General features: G+C 73.4%; 4 protein-coding genes. All 4 read left to right on the forward strand.

Going from position 1 to position 5,739, the window contains the following annotated elements; translation table 11 throughout:
* Window positions 1–192 precede the first annotated feature (192 nt).
* Window positions 193–1,014 carry a hypothetical protein gene (locus ABZ260_RS45255; protein ID WP_355630484.1) on the forward strand — a complete coding sequence of 274 codons (822 nt, stop codon included), beginning with the start codon at window positions 193–195 and terminating at the stop codon, window positions 1,012–1,014.
* Window positions 1,011–2,468 carry an NADH-ubiquinone oxidoreductase-F iron-sulfur binding region domain-containing protein gene (locus tag ABZ260_RS45260; protein WP_355558197.1) on the forward strand — a complete coding sequence of 486 codons (1,458 nt, stop codon included), beginning with the start codon at window positions 1,011–1,013 and terminating at the stop codon, window positions 2,466–2,468. The genes ABZ260_RS45255 and ABZ260_RS45260 overlap by 4 nt, the downstream gene beginning before the upstream one ends.
* A 104-nt stretch (window positions 2,469–2,572) precedes the next feature.
* The gene (locus ABZ260_RS45265; RefSeq protein ID WP_355630487.1) at window positions 2,573–4,081 is read left to right on the forward strand and encodes an FAD-binding oxidoreductase; all 1,509 of its coding nucleotides are present in this window, start codon (window positions 2,573–2,575) and stop codon (window positions 4,079–4,081) included.
* A gap of 91 nt (window positions 4,082–4,172) precedes the next feature.
* Window positions 4,173–5,702, forward strand: a complete 1,530-nt coding sequence (locus ABZ260_RS45270; RefSeq protein ID WP_355630490.1) for a hypothetical protein — start codon at window positions 4,173–4,175, stop codon at window positions 5,700–5,702.
* Window positions 5,703–5,739 lie beyond the last annotated feature (37 nt).

The raw sequence follows: 5,739 nt of genomic DNA on the forward strand, positions 1-5,739 counted from the left end.
AACTGGCCGCGCAGCTTGCCGTCGGTGCCCACGTACATCACCGGCACGAACGACGGAGGCGTGCCGTTGTCCGCCCGTCTCCGCGCCTCTTCCACACCCCCGCGGAGGCCGGGGAGCGGCATCTCGCAGTACCAGAGTCCATCTCCCTCGCACGCAGACGTCGTCGAGCCGCTTCGCAGACAGGAGCAACAGGTGGGTAACAGACGGACTCCGCGACACACCCGCTCGGAGGCCGGGACAAGTCTCGACCGAAGACCCGCCAGGATCGGTCTCGGTGCCACGATCACGGTCTCCGTGGTCGGCCTGCTCATGCTCGGGCGGACCGGGCCCGGCATGGAGATGGCCGCGACCATCCGTGGGGTCTTCTCGTTCTTCGGGGGCGTGATCGCCCTCGTGTCGTTCACCGCGACCGTGGCACTCGGCCTGCTGTCGGCCGACCGGATCGTGCTGCCCGTCCTGGGCCGGATCCGCTCCCAGTTCGTGCACCGGGCCACCGCCATGATCGGTATGGGCTCCCTGGGCATCCACGTCGCCATGAAGATCATCGAAAGCAGGACCTCTCCCGCCTCCGCCGTGGTCCCGCTGGCCACCGGCGGCCAGGGGCTGTACATCGGTTTCGGCGCCATCGCCTCCGATCTGATGATCCTCGTCTTCCTCACCGGGGTCGCCCGGGCCAGGTTCGCGGAGAACAACAGGCCGTGGCTCTGGCGGCTGCTGCACGGCTCCGCCTACCTGGCGTGGCCGCTGGCGGTCCTGCACGGGCTGACCGCGGGCCGCCGTCCCGCCGAGTGGGTGACCTGGAGCTACGTGATCTGCCTGGTCGCGGTGGGCGCGGCCCTGCTGATCAGGGTGATCTCCGAGCTGCAGCCCGGGCAGATCCCGGTACGCGAGGAGGCCGCCGTGGAGGCGCCCGCCGCCGTGGAGCTGACCCCGCCCACGAGCATCATCGGCCGCATTCCGCGCCAGGTGCGCGAGAACCCACCGGAGCTTCGCCGCATCGGAGGCGTTGGATGATCCCTTACCGCGTTCCCCCGGTCCGGCAGCTGGGGCCGGCCCGGCTGACCGCCGGGCTGGAGGACTGCCGCAGGATGGACCTCGCGGCCCACCGCGACATGCACGGCACGGCGCCCGGCATGTCCGGCGAGGAGCTGGCGGCGCTGGCCGACGAGGTGGACATGCGCGGGCGGGGCGGGGCCGCCTTCCCCTTCGCCCGCAAGGTCCGCGCGGTGATGGACAAGAAGCCGGAGAAGATCGTCCTGGTCAACGCGGCCGAGGGCGAGCCGGCCAGCAGCAAGGACACGATGCTGCTCACCAGAACCCCCCACCTGGTCATCGAGGGTGCGCTGCTCGCGGCGGGCGCGATCGGCGCCAAGCAGGTCGTGATCGCGACGGTCGAGGGCGGCATGGGCCAGACCTCCGTCACCGCCGCGGTCGAGGAGCGGGGCATCGGCGACCAGGTCCGGGTGGCCGGCATCGTCGAACGGTTCATCTCCGGCGAGGGCGGCGCCCTGGTCAGGTCGGTGAACGGGCAGGTCGGAGAGCCGCCGGGCCGCAAGGTCAGGGCCGTCGAGAGCGGGGTGAACGGGCTGCCCACCCTGCTGTCCAACGCCGAGACCTACGCCCAGCTCGCGGTCCTCGCGACCCTGGGCGCCGAGCGGTACGCCGACGTCGGCACGGCGCGCGAGCCCGGCACGGTGCTGCTCACCGTGGGAGGTTCGGCCAAGGCCCCGGCCGTCGTCGAGGTCGCGACCGGCACGCCGCTCTACGCCGTCCTGGACGCCTGCCAGGCCTCCACCGGCGACGGCGTGCTGGTCGGCGGCTACCACGGCGCGTGGCTCCACGCGGACGCCGCGGCCGTGGCGACCGTCTCCCGGCAGGGCATCGCCGAGGCGGGCGGCCAGCTCGGCGCCGGGATCATCGTGCCGCTCGGCGGGGAGACCTGCCCGCTGGGCGAGACGGTCAGGGTGGCGAGATACCTGGCCGCCCAGTCGTCGGGGCAGTGCGGTCCGTGCCGTCTCGGCCTCCCGGGCGTCGCGCAGTCGATGGCCGAGGTCATGGGCGGCTCCGCCGCCGCCCTGGACGAACTGCGCGCCAGGGCGGCGAGCGTCAAGGGCAGGGGCGCGTGCTTCCACCCCGACGGTACGGCCAGGTTCGTGCTGTCGGCGCTGGACGCCTTCCCCGACGACATCGAGGAACACCTCCTGCACGGCACCTGCGGGCGCCCGGTGCACGGCGTGCTCCCCCTGCCCCCGCAGGAGAACGAGCCCGAGGTGAAGCTGACCGTGGACTGGACCCGCTGCCAGGGCCACGGCCTGTGCGCCCGGCTCGCCCCCGACCTCGTCCGGCTCGACGAGCACGGCTACCCGGTGTTCGGCCGCGACACCGTACCCGCCCAGTTCCGGCGGATGGCCCGCAGGGCCGTCGAGATGTGCCCCGCCCTCGCACTGCGCGTGGTGCAGGGGACCTGACCCCGTCGAGACCCGTCGCACGAACGGTGATGTGAATGTGACCAACCAGATGACGGATGCGGTCGTCCTATCGGGTAGTCGACACGGAACCTCGGGGAGAACGCATGCGGACCGCTCCTGACAGGCGGGCATTCCTTCGTACCGGCGGCCTGGCCGCTCTGGCACTGGGCGCTCAGGGCACACCCGCCCTGGGCGCCACCGGCGTGACCGGCCGGGATACCACGGGCGCCGCGAGCGGCCCGCGCCCCGCCGACTGGCGGGCCCTGGCCGACGGGCTGGCCGGCAAGGTCGTCCGGCCTGGCGACGCCTCGTACGACAGCGCACGCCGGCTGTTCAACCCCACCTTCGACGCGGTGCGGCCCGCGGGCGTGGCCTACTGCGCCGACCCCTCCGACGTCGCCGAGTGCGTCGGCTTCGCGCGCCGGCTGAACGTGCCGCTGGCCGTGCGGTCCGGCGGGCACTCCTACGCGGGCTGGTCCACCGGGACCGGCCTGGTCCTGGACGTGTCCCGGATGAGCAAGGTGAGCCACACCGCCGGGCGGGCGAGGGTCGGGGCGGGCGCCAAGCTGATCGACGTCTACGACAGGCTCGCCGCGAGCGGGGTCAGCATCCCCGCCGGAACCTGCGCCACGGTCGGGGTGAGCGGGCTGGCCCTGGGCGGCGGCATCGGCGTGGTCTCCAGGAAGTACGGCCTGACCTGCGACGTGATGGAGTCCGTCCAGATCGTCACGGCCGATGGACAGTTGCTGACCTGCGACGCGAACCACAACGCCGACCTGTACTGGGCCTCCCGGGGCGGCGGCGGGGGCAACCTCGGCGTGGCGGTCTCCTTCGAGTTCCGGACCCACCCGGCCCGCGAGGTCACGGTGTTCTTCCTGCACTGGCCGTGGTCGAAGGCGGCCAGGGCACTGCGCGCCTGGCAGGCGTGGGGCCCCTCGGCCCCGGACGCCCTGTGGTCGGGCATGCATCTCAGCCGCGACGGCGGGATGGACGTGCAGGTCGTCGGGCTCTACCTCGGCGGCAGGGCCGACTGCGAGCGGCTGCTCGACCGGCTGGCCGACGCGGCCGGGTCGCCCTCGTCGAGCTACGTCCGGCAGACCTCCTACCGCCAGGCCATGCTGACCATGGCGGGTTGCGGCTCGCTCTCGGTCACCCAGTGCCACCTGGGCGGGTCCCTGCCGGGGCAGACCAGGGGCGGGCGGCTGTCCAGGGACACCTTCACCGCCAAGTCGCACATGGCCTACCGCCCGCTCTCCGAGGCCGGGGCCAGGACCCTGGTCGCCCAGGTCGCCCGCCCCGGCAACCACACCGTGCTGCTGGACGCCCTCGGCGGCGCCGTCTCCCGGATCCGCCCCGACGCCACCGCCTTCCCGCACCGGGCCGCCCTCTACAGCGTGCAGTACTACGCCCACCGCGCCGGAGCGGCCGCCTGGGCCAGGACCGCGCACGCGGCGATGCGACCCCACTTCGGCGACCACGCCTACGTCAACTACATCGACCCCGAGCTCGGCGGCTGGCGCGCGGCCTACTACGGGGCGAACGCCACCAGGCTCGCCCAGATCAAGGCCGCCCGCGACCCGGGCCGGCTGTTCCGGCTCCCCCAGGGAATCTGACCCCGGGGGCCGCTCCTTTGATCGGCGAGTCCCACCCCGAGACATCGTCCCCCGGGCCGGATACGGTGTGGCGACCGGCTCGGGAGGCACAGTGGCGGCGGCAGCGGCGCGCATCGCGTGGTCATGGTGCGCCCTGACCCTGGTGCTGACCGTGCTCGCCGTCGTCCTGGCCGTTCTCAACGGGACGAATCCGCTCACCCTGTCCCACCTGCTGTTCGTGGCGGCCTGCGCGCTGGCGGGCGGCCTCATCGGTTCGCGCCGTCCCGAGCACGGAGTGGGCCGGCTGTTGACGGTGAGCGCGTTCTGCTTCGCGCTCATGGAGTTCTGCGGGCAGTACGCGATCCTCGGCCTCGTCACCCGTCCCGGGCTGCCACTGGCCGAAGCCCTGGCCTGGCCGCAGACCTGGCTCTGGGTGCCGGCGAACCTGTCGGCCTGCCTGATCCCGCTGTTCTTCCCCGATGGGCGGCTGTCCTCGGCGGGAGCGCGCCGGCTGGTGATCGGCGCCACCGCCGCAGGAGCGGTGACCATGGTGGCCGGCGCGTTCCGGCCCGGTGAGAACAGCCAGGTCGCCGAGGGCAGCGGCGTGGTCAACCCGCTCGGAGTGGCCGGTCTCGCGGACGTGGCACCGGTGGTGGAGACGGCGATGACCGCCCTGTTCGCCGTGGTGTTCTTCGTGGGCGCGCTGGGGCTGGGCGCGCGGACTCTTCGGAGCGGCGGCCAGGAGCGCCGCCAGGTCGCCTGGCTGGTCTACGCGGTCGGCATCGAGGTGGTGGTCGTCGCGGCCAGGTTGGCGGCCGGGCTGACCGACGACGTCCCCGGCTCCATCTGGCCCATGACCAACACCCCGTGGGAGCTGGTCGGCGGAGTCGGCGTGACCCTCCTGCCGGTCGCCATCTGCGTCGCGATCCTGCGCCACCGGCTCTTCGACATCGACCTGGTGATCAACCGGACGCTGGTCTACGCGCTGCTGTCGGGGTGCGTGACCGGCGGGTACGTGCTCGTGGTCGGCTACCTCGGCGCGCTCTTCCCCGCCGGGGACCTGCCGATCTCGATCCTGGCCGCCGGGCTCGTGGCCCTCGCCTTCGCGCCGCTGCGGGAACGGCTGCAGGGCTGGGTCAACCTGCTGATGTACGGGGAGCGTGACGATCCGTACGCGGCGCTCACCCGCCTGGGCCGCAGGCTGGAGAGCACCGCCGAACCGGGCACCGTGCTGCCGGGGGTCGCCCGGTCGGTCGCCGAGGCACTGCGCCTGCCGTACGCGGCGGTCGAGACGGCCGGGGGCACGCGGTACGCGTCCGGCACGCCCGCAGGGGAGCTCGTACGGCTGCCACTGACGCACAACGGCGAGCGGGCCGGCGACCTCATCCTGTCGCCCAGGCCGGGAGAGAGCGGGTTCGGCCCCCGCGACCTGCGCGTCCTCGGCGACCTGGCCAGGCAGATCTCGGTGGCCGTGCACGCCGTACGGCTCTCCGCCGACCTGCGGCGCTCGCGGGAGCGGCTGGTGATGGCCCGCGAGGAGGAGCGGCGCAGGCTGAGGCGCGACCTGCACGACGGGCTCGGGCCTGCGTCGGAGACGGCGCCGAGGCGCTCAGGCGCGCGCTGTCCAACCCGCCGGACCTGATGGTGCTCGACCTGATGCTCCCCAAGATGGACGGGCT

The organism is Streptosporangium sp. NPDC006013 (assembly GCF_040614275.1).
In the GTDB taxonomy this organism is placed as follows: domain Bacteria; phylum Actinomycetota; class Actinomycetes; order Streptosporangiales; family Streptosporangiaceae; genus Streptosporangium.

Excerpts from the sequence above, each read along its gene's own strand:
- ABZ260_RS45260 (WP_355558197.1), top strand. The coding sequence starts at position 1,011 with ATGATCCCTTACCGCGTTCCCCCGGTCCGGCAGCTGGGGCCGGCCCGG.
- ABZ260_RS45265 (WP_355630487.1), top strand. The coding sequence starts at position 2,573 with ATGCGGACCGCTCCTGACAGGCGGGCATTCCTTCGTACCGGCGGCCTG.